We start from the raw sequence: 16,858 nt of genomic DNA, 5'->3' as shown, positions 1-16,858 counted from the left end.
CTAGTCTCTCAGGTGCGGCTGCAGCGACGGTCGCGTGGTGGTGTGCCAAGCTTTCCAACATGTCTGAAGCTGCACTCACTCGTTCCCAGGTTGCCGCGATGGTGGACCACACTCTCCTCAAACCCGAAGCCACCGCGGCCGATGTGACCGCCCTGATCGACGAAGCACGCAGCCTCGGTGTGCTGGCTGTCTGTGTCTCGCCGTCGATGTTGCCGATTCGCGCCGAGGGACTTGTGACGGCGGCCGTCGTCGGATTCCCGTCGGGGAAGCATCATTCGCTGGTCAAGGGTGCTGAAGCGCGACTGGCCGTCGATCAAGGCGCAGCCGAGATCGACATGGTCATCGACGTAGGAGCGGCGGTCGCCGGCGACTACAGCGCGGTGTTGGCCGATATCCTCACCGTCCGCGAGGCGATGGGGGAGAGTGCGATCCTCAAAGTGATCCTCGAAACCGCAGCGCTGTCCGACGAGGCCATCGTCGAATGTTGCCGCGCAGCTGTGCGTGCCGGGGCGAACTTCGTCAAGACCTCCACCGGCTTCCACCCCGCGGGTGGAGCGACGGTCGAGGCCGTCGCACTGATGGCGCAGACGGTTGGCCCGGGCGTGGGAGTCAAGGCCAGTGGCGGAATACGTACGACGCAGGCAGCGCTCGACATGATCGCGGCCGGCGCCACCCGCCTCGGACTATCCGGAAGTCGAGCAGTATTGGACGGTCTGGCCGACTAGGTCAGCAGGCCGCAGCTGTCCGGAACCGCCGAGGTGTTCTGGTTGTTCGCGTCGGCGACGGGCATGGCGTAAGCGCCGCCCTCCAACGAGATCTGGATAGCGTCGTCGGTGACGGTCAGCTTCGTGGGCTTCATGTCCAGCGGGTAGGTCTGCAGGCTGTCGGTGAGTGTCTGGACGATGCCGTCGACCAGATCGGTCGGCAGACCCAATCCGAGAATCTCGGCGCCGACGGTCTGGACGTCGACCACACCGTTGGTGACGGTGGGCTTGACCGTGAGCTTCGCGAGCCCGACCGGACCGACGTCGAACGCGAGTGTTCCGGCGCTCGAGTCGGCGGTGACGCCGGAGACGAGCCCGCCGAAGGTCTGTTCCTGCAAGGTGGCGAGAATGCCTGCGGTAGACCAGGTGACGTCGGCGCTGGAGCTGCCGACGGTGCCGCTGTTGCCCGCCGAGGGCTGCAAGTTGATGTCGTTCACCTTCGCGTGAACCTGCATTCCCGTTGCGGGGCCGAACGAAGAGTCGTCACTGTCGATGCTGATGTACGGCACCTTCTTGTCGACTGCCTGCAGGAGTACGGGCTTCCAGCTCAACCCGACGTCGACCTGGGATCCCAGTTCGCTCTGGAACTGATCGGCCATGCAGGTCTTCACCTGGTTGCGTACGTACAGTTCTCCACCGACGAGCGCCGCGACGAGTACGGCGATCACCACGAGAAGGATGATGAGCACTCGGTTGCGCGGACGAGGATTGTTCGCTGCGACAGTCATTCGCCAGATTCTTCCCGACGAGTCTGAACGAACTCTGTGAATACGCACTTCCTCATTCCTGTGATGCGCGACACACTCGCCCGTAGTCTGTTCGAAACGGCGTTTTCGACGGTCACCGGAGGTGGTCATGGCTTCGGACTACGAATCACTCGAGCTGCTGGCGCTGCGACAGTGCGGATTTGTCACGGCTCTCCAGGCATCCGAACTGGGTTTCGGTCTGGCGTTGATGGAAGAAATGACGGAATCCGGAACATGGACATGTGAGTGCCGCGGGCTTTTTCGCCTCGAACGCGTCAGACATACCGCCTTGGACGAGTTCGCGAAGTGGTGCACGTGGTTCGCCGGTAGCGCCACCGTCTCGCACTACAGTGCCGCAGATCTGCATGGCCTCGGGCACCTGCAACCTCGCTTCATCCACCTCTCCGTTGCGCACCCTCTCGCGGCGCCGACCCGCCAGGTAGCACTGCACCGACTGCCGCTCGCGGACGACGAGTGTGAACAGATCGGGCCCATCCGCATCACCACGCCTTTGCGCACCGTGCACGACCTCGCTTCCGGTGGAATCTCTCAAGTTCTGCTCAACGAAGTAGTCGCCGATGCGGTCGCGATAGGCCGACTGGACGCGCACGAGTTGTATCTCTCGTGTGAGAACGCGAGCGTCGACGTTGCTGTTCGGGTCGAGTTGGCTCTGGCCGCAAGCCTGTAGCCGAGAGAGATCTTCGAGGCTCCTGCGACCTTCTGGCATCACGCCCGAAATCGAATATGACGCCGATATCAGAGATTTGTAAATCGCTATTTTCGGGCGACTGTTTTGTCTTTAGCGCAGGTAAGAACGCATCCAGATGTGCGGTTCGGGACGTTCAGCCCACTGTTACTGCAGTTCGGCGATGTCGCCGATGAACTAAATCTGCGAAAAGCGTAGTTACTTTACAGTCAATGGGATAACGTCACGGCATCGAAAGCAGACGGACGCTTGTCCTGGACGCCTGTCTGCCCCGTTGTCGAGAGGGATCTGGATGTCCGTGAGTGGTGTTCGTCGTGTTGTCGGTGGGTTGAGTGTTTTTGCTGTTGCTGCGGGTTTCGCGGTGGTTGCGGGTGTCGGGGTTGCTGGTGCGGCTCCGGTGACGGCGGAGTTCAATTCCGACGGGTACAAGGTGACTCGGACGATCAGTAACGGGACGCCGTCCGAGGGTGATGTGATCACGTCGAAGACGGTGTTCAAGCGAACTGCTGGGGTTCACAATCTGTATGCGGTGCGCGATTTTCATCCGGCGTGTATGACGTATGTCGATGGTTCGGCGACGGTGAACGGTAGTGCGTTCCGTGTCAACGAGGTGGCTACTGATTCTGTTCGTTTGAGTGCGGGTGTTACGGAGTGGCCGATGTGGGGTGGTGACGTCAAGACGTTCGAATTCCAGTATCGCGTCGGTGCGGATTGTGCTCGTGGTACTGATTTGTCGACGACGGTGCATTTCGACGGGACGGTGTTCGTTGACGACACGACAAATGGTCGTGGTCCGTCGATCAACGTTCAGAAGAACGTGTCGACGACCGCCGTGTCACCGGTCAGTGGCGCTCAGGTGGGGCAGCCGGTGACGCTGAGCGCGACGGTGACCGGTGGTGCCGACGGTGATTCGGTGGAGTTCTTCGACGCCGGTTCCAAGATCGGTGCGGGCGCGCTCGCCAATGGTGTTGCAACACTTGCCTGGACACCGACCACCCGTGGAGACCACTCGATCACAGCGAAGTTCGCCGACACGGCGCGTGCCGTCGGTTCCGCTTCGGCAGCGCTGATCGTGAACGTTTCGCAGGCCGATGCTCAGTCCAGTACGACGCTGGCGCCGATCTCGGGCGCGCAGGTCGGCAAGTCGACCAATCTCAAAGCGACTGTGTCCGCGTCGGGCACCGGTGGAACGGTCACGTTCAAGGTCGGCGGAACGGTGCTCGCTTCGGTGCCGGTGGCAGGCAACGGTGAAGCGACCTACGCCTGGGTTCCGACGGTTGCCGGTGCGCAGACCGTCGAGGCTGTGTTCTCCGGCAGATCCGGCGTCACTGGGTCGAGTACCACCGCGAATGTGACAGTCGCCGAACAGCCCGCCGGAACAACAAGCTCCACAACAGATCTCAGCGTAGTGGCGGGCCAGGTCGGCGTTGCCCAGACGATCTCCGCTCAAATCAGCCCCGCCAATGCGGGTGGCACAGTCACCTTCAAGGACGGCGAGACCGTCATCGGCACGGCCACGGTCGATTCATCCGGAAAGGCCAGCCTTTCGTGGAAGCCCGCAACTCAAGGGCAGCGAGTTGTCGCGGCGGAGTACTCGGGCGCCGGCACGGTGACGGCATCGTCCGATCAGGTCTCCGTCCAGATCGCCGCACCCGTCGACGGTGAAGAACCAGGCAACGGCACCGGTTCGCTCGGCAGCCTCGGCAACATCTTCGGCTCCTAGCCGCCGACACCTGGTGATGCCCCGCCCGCGTTCGGCGGTGGGGCATCACCCATTTCGCTCACTTCTCGAGAAGGAAAAGCTATGTCTGTAGGTTCTGCACGCCGTGCAGTTGCAGGTTTGAGTGTGTTTGCTGTTGCTGCGGGTTTCGCGGTGGTTGCGGGTGTCGGGGTTGCTGGTGCGGCTCCGGTGACGGCGGAGTTCAATTCCGACGGGTACAAGGTGACTCGGACGATCAGTAACGGGACGCCGTCCGAGGGTGATGTGATCACGTCGAAGACGGTGTTCAAGCGAACTGCCGCGGTTCACAATCTGTATGCGGTGCGCGATTTTCATCCGGCGTGTATGACGTATGTCGATGGTTCGGCGACGGTGAACGGTAGTGCGTTCCGTGTCAACGAGGTGGCTACTGATTCTGTTCGTTTGAGTGCGGGTGCTACGGAATGGCCGATGTGGGGTGGTGACGTCAAGACGTTCGAATTCCAGTATCGCGTCGGTGCGGATTGTGCTCGTGGTACTGATTTGTCGACGACGGTGCATTTCGACGGGACGGTGTTCGTTGACGACACGACGAATGGTCGTGGTCCGTCGATCAACGTTCAGAAGAACATCTCGACGACGACGCTGTCACCGACCAGTGGCGTGAAGTTGGGACAGCCGGTGACGTTGAGCGCGACGGTGACCGGTGGTGCCGACGGTGATTCGGTGGAGTTCTTCGACGGTGCCACCAAGATCGGTGCGGGCGCGCTCGCCAATGGTGTTGCAACGCTTGCCTGGACACCGGCTGACGTCCGAACCCACAGCGTGACGGCCAAGTATCTCGGTAATGCAAAGGTGGCGTCTTCCACGTCGTCAGCTGTCGACGTCGTAGTGTCCGAAGCGGACAAGAGCACTGCAACCGCGATCACCGGTCCCGCAAGTGCAGTTGCAGGTGATTCCGTGACCGTCGAGGCTACGGTGTCGCCCACTCCGGCGGGTGGCACGGTGCAGTTCAAGGACGGTGCAACCGACCTCGGCGGCGCCGTTCCCGTCGATGCCAACGGCAAGGCTTCGCTGACGAATTCCTATGCAGTCGGAGCGCATTCGATCGTGGCGGTGTACTCCGGTTCCGGTGTCTACCAGACTTCGACATCGGCGCCACATGCGCTGACAGTCGCTCCGGTGGTGGTCGAGGAGAACACAACGACTACCCTCGTCGGCCCGTCGACAGGTTCGACAGGGGAGGCCTTGTCGTTCACTGCCTCCGTCTCGACCGGTGCTGCAGGCGGAACCGTGCAGTTCAAGGAAGGTGGCAGGGATCTGGGATCCCCGGTTCCCGTGGATGCCTCAGGTAAGGCAACAACCACGCCGACCTTCAACGTGGCGGGTGAGTACAGCATCACCGCAGTGTTCTCGGGTTCGGGTAACTACTTGGGTTCGACATCGAACGCCCAGACCGTGAACGTCAAGGCGCCGGCTCCCACCGACCAGCAGACCCAGACGGTCTTGACCGTTCCGGCGGATGCAAAAACCGGTACGGCAGTTGGTCTGTCGGTAACCGTCACGCCGACGCCGGTGGGCGGCACAGTGCAGTTCAAGGACGGCTCGGGCAATCTCGGCTCGCCGGTGCCGGTCGTCGAGGGCAAGGCGTCGATCATGCACGAGTTCGCGAGCGTCGGCACGCATGACATCACGGCCGTGTACTCGGGTGCCGCGGGATTCCTCACCTCTACCTCGGCTGCTCAGTCGGTTTCGGTCACGGCTCCGGCCGCGGAGGATCAGGAAACGTCCATCACCGTGAGCGCTCCGGCGTCAGCGGTCAAGGGCGCGAAGGTCGATCTTGTTGCGGCAGTGGTACCTACGCTCAGCGCAGGAACGGTTCAGTTCATGGACGGAACCACCCCGATCGGTGGACCAGTTGCGGTGGTGAACGGTAAGGCCACGCTCTCGCACACCTTCACTGAACTCGGAGATCGCCGAATCACCGCGGTGTTCAGTGGAACTGACGGCTATCTCGGTTCCGAGACCCAGGCCGCAGTCACCGTCAAGGTGACGGCAGCGTCCGACGGCGGCGATCCGGGCAACGGCGGCAGTTCGACCGGTTCACTGGGAAGCCTGGAAAACATCTTCGGGTCCTAGCCCGACGCCTGCACACGGACGCCTCGCTGCGGAGAACACCTCCGCGGCGGGGCGTTTCCCGTCTGTGAGTTCAGGGATTCGGCGCTACGACGTGCCAGGGCACGGTCAGGATGCAGTCACGAAGACGTCGCCGCGCGGGTTGCACGGGAATTCCTTGCGCCCGAAGTATTTCCAATGCGGCAGCCCAACGATGGCGAGGTCCGAACGAGGCGTGCGGCGCGGCGGTGGCCCAGGCTCGATCGGCCGCGCTGAGCAACGCGTGGATCGGCTCACCGGGAACGTTGCGGTGGATGAGAGCCTTCGGGAGACGTTCCGCGATGTCGGAAGGGCGCTCGATGTCGAAGGGATCCCAGGCCAGTGTCAGGGTCAATGGACGATCAGCGTCGAGAAGCACCCAGGCGCAACGTCTCCCGAGTTCGTCGCAGGTTCCGTCGAGTAGCAGCCCGCCCGGCGCGAGACCGGACTGAATGTGTGCCCACGCAGAGTCCACAGCCTCCTCCGGATACTGCCGGAGCACGTTGAAGGCGCGTACGAAGACGGGTGTGAGACCGGCAAGTTCGAATCCACCACGGGCGAAGCTGACACCGTCACGACTCTCGACCACGCGGGCGGGGTCGATCTCGAGCCCGATGACGCGTCGATCCCGCCGGACAGCGGTGAGGCGGCTTGCCATCTCGAAGGTGGTGTCCGGCCTCGCCCCGTACCCGAGGTCGACGATCAACGGATCGGTCGCGTTGTTCAGGGCGTGCGCGATAGTGCGGTTGTGCACGATCCACCGGTCACTACGTCGCAGTCTGTTGATTCCCGTCGTGCCACGGGTGATGACCCCCTCGATCTTCGGGGGTGGAGCTTTCTTCACGCCGGGTTCAGCGTGCGGCGAGCCAGGTCGCGGTGACCTGGGCTTCGGTGCGGAACAGATCTACGAGGTTGATGAGCATCAGTTGCTCCAACTTCGCGCCGATGAACGGTATGAAGACCTTGGCCTCGGACGTGGTTCGCAGCGTGGACCCGGTATCGGTCGCGAACAACTCCATGGTGCCGGACAAACTCCCCGGCCCGGCCGGGATGGACGCTTCGTACGTTCCGGTCACGGTGTCACCGAAGGCGCCGTACGACTCCTTACGAGTGATGACAAGATCCTTCTTCATCACTGTCTGAGCGATGTCAGGCAAATCCGTGCGCGGAAGAATGTGGTGGAGCACGAGATCGATTCCGGAATCGGTGACCTCGAAATGTTCCACATGGTTCTCGGAATGCTTGCGCATCTCCTCGACACGGGCCTCCCAGTACGAGCGGTCCGCCAGCGCCGCATAGACCTGCTCGGGGGAGTGCTGATAGCGGGCGGAGTAGTCGATGCGGCGAGCCATGATCGAAAAGAATACCGGTTACACGCTGTGACAAGCCAAATCGGCTGTATCCACAACTGCCGCCGCCCGCAGGGTTTTACTTCGCGATCCACTCCCGGGTGAAGTCCTGTTCGGCCTGGATGAGCCGGACAACCTCGTCGACAATCGCACTTTCGATCTTTCCGCCGAGGAACGGGATCTTGACCTCGACCTCACCGTCGATCTCGAGAGTGGCGGAGTTCTCGTCACCTGTCAGCACCTGCGTGCCCTCGACACGGGCGGGAACGCCGTCGACGTGGGCGGAGAAGGTGCCGGTGGCCTTGCCGTCCTTGAAAGGCGCCATCGTTTCACTGCGCTTGATGACGATGTCGCCGTTGACGACTTTCGACACCATGCTGGGGAGATGCTCTGCGGCAATGATCTGCGACATCGTGACCGCGACGGTTTCGTCGCGAACGGTCAGCTCTTCGATCGTTGCGCCGGGACCACCGACAGCGACGATTCGGTCGCGCCAGTACTGCTCGGAGGTCACCGCCTCATGGACCTTCTCGGCGGGGACTGTGTACTTCGACGAATGCTCGATGCGACGGCTCACGATTGTGGAGGCTACCGTTTATCGATGTGTGGGACGTAACCATTGGCAGACGCGTCGTGGAATCAGGCGCTTTCGTGTCCGAGAACGTTGACTTGTCGGGATTGACGACGCTCCGAATCGGGGGACCGGCGCGGCTGCTCGCCGAATGTCCGACGACGCAGTCGTTGATCGACGTCGTGACGCTGCTCGATCGCGAGCAGATCCCGACGCTGATTCTCGCCGGCGGATCCAATCTCGTGATCTCCGACTCGGGATTCGACGGAGTTGTCGTTCGTGTGGCCAACACCACCGTGAGCCTCGACACGGACCGCGTCGTCGCCGAAGCGGGCGCGGTGTGGGACGAAGTAGTCGGTCAATCGGTCGCCGCGGAACTGGGTGGCCTCGAGTGCCTGTCCGGGATTCCGGGCTCGACCGGTGCGACGCCGGTGCAGAACGTCGGCGCGTACGGCGTCGAGGTGGGCTCGCGGCTCCGGCGGGTTCAATTGCTCGACCGACGCAGTGGCGAAGTGTCGTGGGTCGAACCGTCGAAACTCGAATTGGGTTACCGGTCGAGCGTCCTCAAGCATTCCGATGCAGCAGTGGTTCTCGCCGTCGAATTCGATGCGTCGACCGACGGACTGAGTGCCCCGCTCGCGTACCGCGAACTGTTCACCGCACTCGGGGCCGAAGAAGGCGAGCGGTTACCTGCGTCGCAGGTCCGCGAGGCAGTTCTGGGTCTTCGGACGGGTAAGGCGATGGTCCTCGATCCGTACGACCACGACACTTGGAGCGCGGGTTCCTTCTTCACCAACCCCGTGGTGCCGGACGACAAGCTGCCCGCTGTGCTCGGAGCAATAACCGAACAGCTCGGAGACGTCACCGTGCCGCAGTTCCCGGGCAGTGGTGGAACCAAGCTCTCGGCCGGATGGTTGATCGAACGGGCCGGATTCTCGAAGGGTTATCCCGGTGAAGATGCACCGGCCAGGCTGTCGACGAAACACACCTTGGCGTTGACCAACAGAGGGTCGGCAACGAGCGCGGATGTGGTCTCGCTCGCGCGGACAGTGCGCGACGGCGTCGAAGCCGCGTTCGGTGTGCACCTGGAACCGGAACCGGTAACTGTGGGCTGCACCGTCTGATTCCTGACAGAGCCCGCAGGTAGCCTGTTGAAGTGCATGAGCTGGGTGGTAGGAGAAGTCGTTCGCGTCTTGTTGCGTTGGTAGCTGTATTGCTCGCTGTGATGGTGGCCGTCGTCGGCTGCACGATCGGCGGCAAGGACGGACAGGGCGGCGCGGCGGCCGCCGAACCAGCACCGGTGGCGACCGTGGTGTCGACGCCGGCGCCCGGCACCAAAGATGTCAGCCCGGTCGCCCCCGTCTCGGTAGCCGTGACCCAGGGAACGCTGTCCGACGTCAGCCTCAGCAACGCAGCCGGTAAAGCCGTTGCAGGACAATTGTCGCCTGACAAGACATCGTTCACCGTCAGTGAGGCACTCGGCTACGGCACCACGTATTCGTGGTCGGGCTCGGCAACCGGAACCGACGGTAAATCCGTGCCAGTCCAAGGGAGCTTTACGACGGTTGCCCCGGAGTCGACCACCGGCGCCACCCTCAACATCGCCGACGGCCAAGAAGTTGGCATCGCGGCACCGATCACGTTGCAGTTCGACAACTCCGTCGTCGACAAGGCGGCCGTCGAGAAGGCGCTTGTCGTGACCACCGTGCCGCCCACCGCCGGATCGTGGGCTTGGCTGGCCGACGACAACGGCGGATCGCGGGCCCATTGGCGTCCGGCCGATTACTGGGTGCCGGGCACGACTGTCCATCTGGACGCCAAGCTCTACGGCTTGAACTACGGCGGTGGCGCCTTCGGCGACCAGGATCTCACGCTCGACTTCACGATCGGTCGTAGCCAGATCGTGAAGGCGAATGCGCCCAGCCACCGCATGCAGGTGGTGCGCGACGGTCAGACGATCATGGACATTCCCGTCAGCTACGGCGAGGGAAACGAACCTCGCAACGTCACGCGCAGCGGCATTCACATGGTGACGGAGAAGTACGAAGACTTCATGATGTCCAATCCGCCGTTCTACGAGAACGTGCGTGAGCGTTGGGCCGTGCGCATCTCCAACAACGGCGAATTCATCCACGCCAATCCTGAGACCACCGGGGTGCAGGGCTCGTCGAACGTCACGAACGGTTGCATCAACCTGTCGACATCCGACGCGCAGGAATACTTCGGAACCGCCCTCTACGGTGACCCCGTCGAGGTGACCGGCACGTCGATCGACCTGTCTCCTGCGGACGGCGACATCTACGACTGGGCAATCGATCTGCCGACCTGGAAGTCGATGTCGGCACTGCCGTAACTCTGTACTGCGGTAAATCCGTGGATGAGGGAACCGTCCGGGCTCTGCTTGCGTCTGTACAGGTAAGTGCTGTCGGCTCGGGGGAGTCCGACGGGGGTTTTCGACTTCAGGGGGACAGCGGTGGGCATTCCATTTCTGGAAGACGTGCTGGGAAGAATCTCCGAAGCGACGCAGGCCGTGCCTCCTGGCGTGGCGGCATTGCCAGTTGTCGGCACTCCCATCGCGAGCGCAATCGCTACATCTGCTCTGGTGCAATCCATAACCGACGACCGCGGCGCGTTCGACGACGAGATGGCTGCTGCGACCGTCGACGCCGATGTGGAGCGCGCACGAGCCTGGGGTGAGCGCGATGCCCTCACCGCCCAGACGTCGTCGCTCGAGTACAGCGAACACGCAATCGTGGACGACGATCCGTTCGATGCGATGTCGCACTCCGAAATCTTCGACCACGTCAACGAGATGAATCCGGCAACCCTGAGTGCGATCGGTGAGGCTTGGAAGGCCATTGCAGGCCGGGTCGAAGCCGGCATCGGGAAGTTCCAGAACGACGTGAACGGTGCGATCACCGAAGGCTGGCAGGGGCGCGGCGGCTCGGCTGCGCTGGAAGCAGTGCTGGCCTACTCGGCTGATGCGGGTGAGCTGAAGGTGCGGGTCGATCTGATCTCGAACAAGATCGAAGAGGCGAAGATCGCACTCGACGAGGCAAAACGCTCGATTCCGGCACCCGACGGCGCCTCGACGGTCGAGAGGTTTCTCAGCATGGTTCCCGGGGCTACATGGAAGCAGGCCCAATACGAAGCGGAAGAAGCCGAACGTCAAGCGCGCCAGGTGATGAAGGACGTGTATCTGCCGTCCATGAAGCGTGCGGACGATCAGGTGCCGATCCTCCCGGCCGCATTCAATCCGGTCACCGGCGGTGGAGGGGCTGGAAGTGGCGGGGCTGGAAGTGGCGGTGCATTCGGTGGTGGTGGTGCCGACGGCGGGAACTTTTCGGGTCCAGGAAACGGGCTCGGCACGCCATCTACATCGGGTGGCGGAGTCGGTGGGGGAGCGGACGGTGGAAACTCCGGCGGTGCAAACCCGGCCGGAGACGGTTCCGGTCAGAATCTATCCGGCACCGATTCCGGAAATGGTGACAACCGTAGCGGCGTTGATGCCCAAGGGAATCCGAACGTCGATGCAGTTCGATCCGGAACCGATTCCGACCCGGCCGGGACCACGGCGGCACATGCCGGTCCACTGTCCGCCGGTGCAGCGCCAGATGGCCTAGCTCGTGCAACTCCGAATGGCGCTCAGCTTGGTTCCGGAACGCCGTCAGGCCTGGTAGGTAGCGGTTCGGGTGGTGGTCCTGCTGGTGGAATCGGTACCGGAGGCTTCGGGCCAGGCGGAACCGGAGTCGGAGCCCTCGGCCCTGGCGGCGTGGGCGGCCTCGCCAATGGCGGGCGTGGGGGCGTCAACGGAACTGGCGGTACCTCGGCGACGGGCGCGCAGAGCGGTCGGGGCGCGATGGGTGGCGTCGGCGGCATGGCACCGGGACGAGGGCAAGGGCAAGACGAAGACAACGTTCACGACACCCCCGGCTACCTCGTCACAGTCGAGAACGGCAATGCCCTGGTCGGCGACCTACCGATGGTCTCCCCGGCGGTGCTGGGCGAATGACCACCATGCAGTGGCAGTTCACCGGCCTCGAATTCCAGATTCTCTGGGAAGCGGTCGGACGTGACCGACTCCCGTACCCGCTGCGGTTTCGTCCGACGGCCGAAACCATGAACGAGCTGACAGAAGAGCGACGTCGAGCGGGAGCACACCTGGCTTGGTTGCTCGACGATCGGCTGCATCACGTTCTCGGTGCTCTTGCGAATCCTGATGTTCGCGTTGAGGTTTCCGGTTTTCACGGGCAGAACATGAGTACGGTGACGCGATTGCACGGCGTTGTTGCCGGCGACCTGGGGGTGCTCCTGACTCAACTGCCCGGCAGAACTGTCGACTGTGGCTCCGACGTGGTTTTCACCGTGGTACGCCCATCGGCAATTCCACGGATGCTCGTCGATCACCTGCCGACCTGCCCCGCTGGATCGGAGCGTGGTGTGAGCATCGAAAGGCCGAAAACTTCCGGTAGAGCGAGCTTTCTGAGCAGTGCTGCCGGTGCGCGCGGGAGCGAGGAAGTGAGCAGATTCTTCGGCCGAGAGCGGACCTCGATAGGTGAAGTCACCACATACCCGGGAGGAGCGCTGGACAGCAGACCGACAGACGACGGAATAACGTTCCACTGGTACGACTATGCCGGAGATGGTCGGTACATCGTCACCGCTGGTGAAACCGTAAGTGCCCGTAGCGCTTCCACGGAAATGACGGAGGCCGAGATTGCACGCAATCTCGGCCTCGTCCTGCACCGGGTGATTCGCACTGGTTAGTCAGAACGATTCGAACTAGCTGGTGGTGCGGTGGAACCGACCGGGGCTTGCCTGATCCCTCGGCTTGACGATGATCTGATCGAGGTTCACATGTGACGGCCGCGACGCGACAAAACCGATGATCTCGGCGATGTCCTGCGCCACCAACGGTGTGATTCCCTCGTACACCTTGTCGGCCTTGTCCTGATCGCCCTCGAACCGGACGAGTGAGAACTCCGTCTCGACGGCTCCCGGCGCGATTTCGGTCAGTCGAACGGGCTTGCCCAACAGTTCACCACGCAATGTCCGATGAAGGACGGCTTGAGCGTGCTTGGCGGTGGTGTAGCCCGAGCCGTTGTCGTATGCCTCCAGCGCGGCCACCGAGGTGATGGTCACGACCAGACCGTCACCCGAATCGATCAGCTTGGGCAGCAGTGCCTTCGTCACACGCAACGTGCCCAGAACATTGGTCTCCCACATCCACCGCCAGTCGTCCAGATCGGCGTCCAGGACTGTTGCCAGACCCTTTGCACCACCCGCGTTGTTGACCAACACGTCGACACGTGGGACCACGGCCGCGAACGCGTCGACGGAATCCTCGTCGGTGACGTCGAGTTCGAGAGCGGTACCACCGATTTCCTCGGCGATCTTCTCGAGACGATCGACGCGGCGAGCACCGATCACGACGTGGAATCCCTGAGCTGCCAGGGTGCGGGCGGTGGCCTCACCGATTCCGGAGCTGGCTCCGGTGACTACGGCGATGCGGGCATCGGAAGAAATGGTCATGATGCAATCGTAGGGCTAGTCGGCGGCATACTCTGCTTCCCGTTCGATGGATTCGATGTGACGACGCGGTACTTGTATCCGACCGGGTGTGTAGGTGACGGCGCGCAGCGCGCCGCAATACCGGAAGGGACCATGGCGTCGTCGTACCTCCCACGACACAGGTCCCCTGGCGTCGACACCGACCGAGATACCGGTCCACGGCGCCATTCCCACCAGTTGTACTTGCCCGAGCAGCCGGCCCGCGTGAATGCCGTCGACGCTGACGTGGAGATCCCAACGCAGCCGCGGTACCACCGTCACCGACAGCTCGATGCGTTCGGTGCCGAGCGCCAGCGGTCCGGCGTCGACAACGGAGTAGGAACCGAACGCGTTGTACCCGAGATGCAGGTGCCCGTCCTCGACGTAGAGAAGGTACCCACCCTGCGGATCGCCATGGGCGACAAGGACACCGGCGTCACTTTCGCGGTAACCGTCGAGTTCGACCGTGATGTCGAAGTCGCGGAACCCGATCAGCTTGGATGAGCGGTAGCGCTCCAGCGGGGGCGTTCCGGCAAGTAGTCGCACCGGGCGTGAGAGTGCTCCTTCCTCCGGACGGCGAACCGCGCCGACGGTATTGCCGAGTAGAGGAAACACGGTGTTCGCCCACGCCGAGTGGTCCCAGGCCTCGGCGAGTTCGCGAACCTTGTCGGGAAACCGTGATGCCAGGTCGTCGAGCTCGGTCGGGTCGGTGCGGACGTCGAACAACTGCCAGTGCGGTTTGTCGATGTCCGCCGGGGTGAGAGCCAGCTGTTTCCAGCCGTCCTTGTAGTAGCCACGGTTGCCGGTCATCTCGGTGTACTGCTCGGTGTGAGTGCTCGGAGCGGCAGACGAACGCAGAACGGACGCGGAAGACACCCCGTCGAACTCTTTCACCGGGAGCCCGTTTCGCACACTGGGTGCGTCGATTCCGGCCAGTTCGAGCAGCGTAGGGGTCAGGTCGGTGACGTACGCGAACTGGTCGCGAATCCCGTTGTCGTCTGCTCCGGGTTTCAATCCAGCGGGCCAGGACAGGAGAAAAGGAACACGGATCCCGCCGGCAAAGGATTGCCCTTTGTAGAACCGGAACGGGGTGTTGGACGTCTGTCCCCATCCACGTGGATAGTGGACGCCCAATTCAGGGCCGCCGATGAGGGATTCGTCGTGGGGGACATCGCCCACCCAGTCCGGATCCTGAATATGCGCGAACTGTGCGAAGTAGCTTCGGGTCCCGTCCGAACCGCCCTCGGCGGTGCCGCCGTTGTCGGAGGTGAAGACGATGATCGTGTTGTCGAGCTCGCCGAGTTCGTCCAGGGTGTCGACGATGCGTCCGACGCTCTGATCGATCGAGTCGACCATCGCCGCGTACACCTCCATGTAGCGGGCGAACCTGGACTGCACTTCCGGCGTGAGTGATTCCCATTCGGGGACGTCGAAGCCGGGTTCGGAGTTTCGCGGTGCTTGTTGCGTACCTTCCGGAAAGAGGCCTTGCACGAGCTGAGAGGCGAACCGCGACTCGCGGATTCGATCCCACCCTTCGTCGTAGCGGCCGCGGTACTTTTCCTGGTCGGCAGGCTTGGCCTGCAACGGTCCGTGCATGGCGACGTGTGCGAAGTAGAGGAAGAACGGCTTGTCCTGATCGTGGGCGCGGAGGTCCTTGATGTACCCGACCGCTTTGTCGGTCAGATCGTCGGTGAGGTAGTACCCCTCGGGGTACTCGTCCACGTCGACCACAGAATTGTCGGAGATCAGTTGATTGGGATAGTAGAAGGAGTTGAGGCCTTCGAGTGAGCCGTAGTAGCGATCGAAACCGCGCTGCGTCGGCCAGGAGTCACGACTTCGTCCCGGGGCCAGGTTGGCGTCGCGTACGAGGTGCCACTTGCCGACGGCATAGGTCGCATAGCCCGCGCCGCGGAGGATTTCGGGGAGTGTCTGGACGTCGTCGGCCAATTCCAGACGCAGTCCGGGGTAGCCCGGATCGGCGTTGGCGACAAAGCCGTACCCGGCGCGGTGCGGATTCAGGCCGGTGAGAAGAGCTGCGCGCGACGGCGAGCAGAGGGGCGTCGTGTGATAGTTGGTCATCCGAATGCCCTGCGCGGCAAGGCGGTCGAGGGTGGGAGTCTCGATCTCGGAGCCGAACGGCCCGATGTCGCTGTACCCCATGTCGTCGATCAGAACCACGACGATGTTGGGTGATCCGGGAATCGGGGTCGTGGAGGTGGGCCACGACGGGGTCGAATCGGCTGCGGTGCGGCCGATTCGACCCTCGAAGCCTTCGTATCCGCGGGCGTGCGGAGGAGGGGCGGAATCCGGTGAAGTCATGGGAGAGTCGAGGCGCCTTCGATGATCGAGTATTCGGAAGCGTCGCCGGCGATGCTGCGGCTTCGTTCCCCGTGGATATTGACCGGGATGTCGCCGGCAAGAGTGATGCGCTCCAGACGCCGGTACTGATCGTCGTAGTCGGCGATCGCGTAGTGCTGGGTGGCGCGGTTGTCCCAGATCGCGACGTCACCCGCTTCCCAGTTCCACCGCGTCGTGTACTCGAGCTTGATGGCGTGATCCTGCAAGAGCTTGAATACACCGTTCGACTGTTCGGTGCTCAACCCGACGAAGTTCTTGACAAAATGTCCGAGGACGAGCGTGCGTTCTCCGGTTTCGGGGTGGACCCGCACCACCGGGTGTTCCGTCTCGAAGTACGTGGACTGGAACTCCTCGCGGTAGGCGGCCGTGCGATCTTCGGTGAGCCGCTCGGCGCTGGTTGCCGCATAGTCGTAGACGTTCGTGTGGCGAGCCCAGAGGTTCTCCGCGAGCGCCTTGAGCGGATCCGGCAGTCCGTTGTAGGCGGCTACCCCCGACGCCCACGTCGTGGAACCGCCGTATTCGGGTAGCTGCACCGCGCGCAGGATCGAAGCCTTGGGGATGCGGTCGACGAAGGTGACGTCGGTGTGCCAGCTGTTGGCCTTGCCCAGGTCCGAGTCGATGGGCAGAACTTTTGCGCCGTGCGACTTCACGGTGGGGTGGGCAGTGGTCGGGGTACCCAGCAGCTGGGCGAACTCGTACTGCGAATCGTTGTCGAGGTGGTCTTGCCCGCGAAAGAAGATCACCTTGTGTTCGAGAAGTGCTTGCCGGATGAGGGAAATCGTCGCCGGGTCGAGATGCCCGCCGAGAGTGATTCCGTCGATTCGGGCGCCGATATGCGCGCCGAGGGTGGTGACAGTGCCGCGAGCGGCGTCAACGGCCGCTCCGTTCGTTGATGCCGAATTCGTGAGGGTCGGCTTGGCGAAAGCTGTAGACATGGTGCACCTTTCGTGGGGAGTGTGCC

Annotated in this window: 15 protein-coding genes; 8 read left to right on the top strand and 7 right to left on the bottom strand. The window is 62.9% G+C overall.

Going from position 1 to position 16,858, the window contains the following annotated elements; genetic code table 11:
- Positions 1-59 precede the first annotated feature (59 nt).
- Positions 60-725, top strand: a complete 666-nt coding sequence (gene deoC, locus G9U53_RS29160) for a deoxyribose-phosphate aldolase (RefSeq protein ID WP_047268935.1) — start codon at positions 60-62, stop codon at positions 723-725.
- Here the strand turns inward: deoC and G9U53_RS29155 are convergent.
- On the bottom strand, positions 722-1,492 hold the full coding sequence (locus tag G9U53_RS29155) for a DUF2993 domain-containing protein (protein ID WP_058227464.1): 771 nt from the start codon (positions 1,490-1,492) through the stop codon (positions 722-724). The genes deoC and G9U53_RS29155 overlap by 4 nt on opposite strands.
- 127 nt (positions 1,493-1,619) lie before the next feature.
- On the opposite strand from G9U53_RS29155, the gene G9U53_RS29150 reads away from it, so the two are divergent.
- The 3 genes from G9U53_RS29150 (at position 1,620) to G9U53_RS29140 (ending at position 6,054) form a co-directional block, all read left to right on the top strand.
- Complete coding sequence (locus G9U53_RS29150; protein ID WP_003941523.1) at positions 1,620-2,198, top strand: hypothetical protein; 579 nt, start codon at positions 1,620-1,622, stop codon at positions 2,196-2,198.
- A 310-nt stretch (positions 2,199-2,508) separates the two neighbouring features.
- Positions 2,509-3,939, top strand: coding sequence for an Ig-like domain-containing protein (locus G9U53_RS29145; protein WP_064074208.1), 1,431 nt, complete (start codon positions 2,509-2,511; stop codon positions 3,937-3,939).
- Positions 3,940-4,020: 81 nt separating this feature from the next.
- Entirely contained in the window at positions 4,021-6,054 is a 2,034-nt protein-coding gene (locus G9U53_RS29140; protein WP_064074207.1) for an Ig-like domain-containing protein, read from the top strand.
- Between the two features lie 70 nt (positions 6,055-6,124).
- Here G9U53_RS29140 and G9U53_RS29135 read toward each other — a convergent pair whose 3' ends face one another.
- The 3 genes from G9U53_RS29135 to G9U53_RS29125 all read right to left on the bottom strand — a co-directional run bounded on the left by G9U53_RS29135 (position 6,125) and on the right by G9U53_RS29125 (position 7,995).
- A complete protein-coding gene (locus G9U53_RS29135; RefSeq protein WP_007735354.1) occupies positions 6,125-6,913 on the bottom strand; it encodes a hypothetical protein in 789 nt (262 codons plus the stop codon).
- 7 nt (positions 6,914-6,920) lie between these two features.
- The gene (locus G9U53_RS29130; protein WP_007735352.1) at positions 6,921-7,421 is read right to left on the bottom strand and encodes a DUF2505 domain-containing protein; all 501 of its coding nucleotides are present in this window, start codon (positions 7,419-7,421) and stop codon (positions 6,921-6,923) included.
- Between the two features lie 76 nt (positions 7,422-7,497).
- Positions 7,498-7,995, bottom strand: a complete 498-nt coding sequence (locus G9U53_RS29125; RefSeq protein WP_003942023.1) for a DUF2505 domain-containing protein — start codon at positions 7,993-7,995, stop codon at positions 7,498-7,500.
- Positions 7,996-8,069: 74 nt separating this feature from the next.
- On the opposite strand from G9U53_RS29125, the gene G9U53_RS29120 reads away from it, so the two are divergent.
- The 4 genes from G9U53_RS29120 to G9U53_RS29105 all read left to right on the top strand — a co-directional run bounded on the left by G9U53_RS29120 (position 8,070) and on the right by G9U53_RS29105 (position 12,756).
- Positions 8,070-9,113 carry a UDP-N-acetylmuramate dehydrogenase gene (locus G9U53_RS29120; RefSeq protein ID WP_051649640.1) on the top strand — a complete coding sequence of 348 codons (1,044 nt, stop codon included), beginning with the start codon at positions 8,070-8,072 and terminating at the stop codon, positions 9,111-9,113.
- A 32-nt stretch (positions 9,114-9,145) separates the two neighbouring features.
- Complete coding sequence (locus tag G9U53_RS29115; RefSeq protein WP_042452959.1) at positions 9,146-10,342, top strand: Ig-like domain-containing protein; 1,197 nt, start codon at positions 9,146-9,148, stop codon at positions 10,340-10,342.
- A 120-nt stretch (positions 10,343-10,462) separates the two neighbouring features.
- Positions 10,463-12,001: a glycosyltransferase family 1 protein gene (locus G9U53_RS29110; RefSeq protein WP_165639694.1), complete on the top strand. Its 1,539-nt coding sequence runs from the start codon at positions 10,463-10,465 to the stop codon at positions 11,999-12,001.
- Positions 11,998-12,756, top strand: a complete 759-nt coding sequence (locus G9U53_RS29105; protein WP_165639693.1) for an ESX secretion-associated protein EspG — start codon at positions 11,998-12,000, stop codon at positions 12,754-12,756. Before G9U53_RS29110 ends, G9U53_RS29105 begins: the two co-directional genes overlap by 4 nt.
- Positions 12,757-12,771: 15 nt before the next feature.
- Here G9U53_RS29105 and G9U53_RS29100 read toward each other — a convergent pair whose 3' ends face one another.
- From G9U53_RS29100 to G9U53_RS29090, 3 genes are read right to left on the bottom strand one after another with little or no spacing between them, the layout of a single operon-like run.
- Positions 12,772-13,521 carry an SDR family oxidoreductase gene (locus G9U53_RS29100; protein WP_003942076.1) on the bottom strand — a complete coding sequence of 250 codons (750 nt, stop codon included), beginning with the start codon at positions 13,519-13,521 and terminating at the stop codon, positions 12,772-12,774.
- A 15-nt stretch (positions 13,522-13,536) separates the two neighbouring features.
- Positions 13,537-15,858, bottom strand: coding sequence for an arylsulfatase (locus tag G9U53_RS29095; RefSeq protein WP_165639692.1), 2,322 nt, complete (start codon positions 15,856-15,858; stop codon positions 13,537-13,539).
- On the bottom strand, positions 15,855-16,832 hold the full coding sequence (locus G9U53_RS29090; protein WP_042452972.1) for a TauD/TfdA family dioxygenase: 978 nt from the start codon (positions 16,830-16,832) through the stop codon (positions 15,855-15,857). Before G9U53_RS29090 ends, G9U53_RS29095 begins: the two co-directional genes overlap by 4 nt.
- Between the last annotated feature and the right edge of the window lie 26 nt (positions 16,833-16,858).

This window comes from Rhodococcus sp. D-46, from assembly GCF_011290655.1.
GTDB classification, from domain to species: domain Bacteria; phylum Actinomycetota; class Actinomycetes; order Mycobacteriales; family Mycobacteriaceae; genus Rhodococcus_F; species Rhodococcus_F qingshengii.
The sequence above is the reverse complement of the archived record's forward strand: the minus strand, read 5'-3'. Positions and strand labels throughout refer to the sequence as shown.